This window comes from Paracoccus sp. S4493 (assembly GCF_000967735.1).
GTDB classification, from domain to species: Bacteria; Pseudomonadota; Alphaproteobacteria; order Rhodobacterales; family Rhodobacteraceae; genus Paracoccus; species Paracoccus marcusii.
Genome location: NZ_JXYF01000116.1, coordinates 1 through 444, shown reverse-complemented (window position 1 = coordinate 444; position 444 = coordinate 1). Strand labels below are relative to the sequence as shown.

Sequence of the window (444 nt, the reverse complement as noted above, 5' to 3'; positions counted from 1 at the left end):
CACGCACGGTCGTGACCCTGATGCGGATGATGCCGTGCCCCCACCGGGCTTTCAGGGGCCTGCTGCCTGACACATGCGGCAGCAACGCGACGCAGATAAAAAAGGGCCCCTCAAGGGGCCCTTGCTACTTGTTACGATGGAAGAACCTTATGCGTGCTCAGACTCGTCCTCGTCGTATTCCGCAGCGGCGTCGTTGATCGTGTCCTCGGCGAGTTCTGAGAGCTTGCTGTCTGCAGCGCTCTCCTGGTCCAGAATGGTCTCGAGATGGGCTTTCGCCTCGTCCAAGCCGAGAGCATCCGCAAAGGCGCTCATGGAGCCGTAGCGGGTGATCTCGTAATGCTCGACGGCCTGGCAGCTGAAGATGATGGCTGCATCGCCAGCGGCAGTTCCTCCAAAATCTTCAAGCAGGCTCTCGCTCTCTTCGAGGATGCCATCGATGGCGTC

1 protein-coding gene is annotated in these 444 nt (G+C 60.1%); it reads right to left on the bottom strand.

Features of this window, described 5'->3' with window-relative positions; all coding sequences use genetic code 11:
- Nucleotides 1–147 precede the first annotated feature (147 nt).
- A partial coding sequence (locus TW83_RS13950; RefSeq protein WP_045983385.1) for a DUF892 family protein occupies nucleotides 148–444 on the bottom strand: 297 nt, incomplete at its 5' end.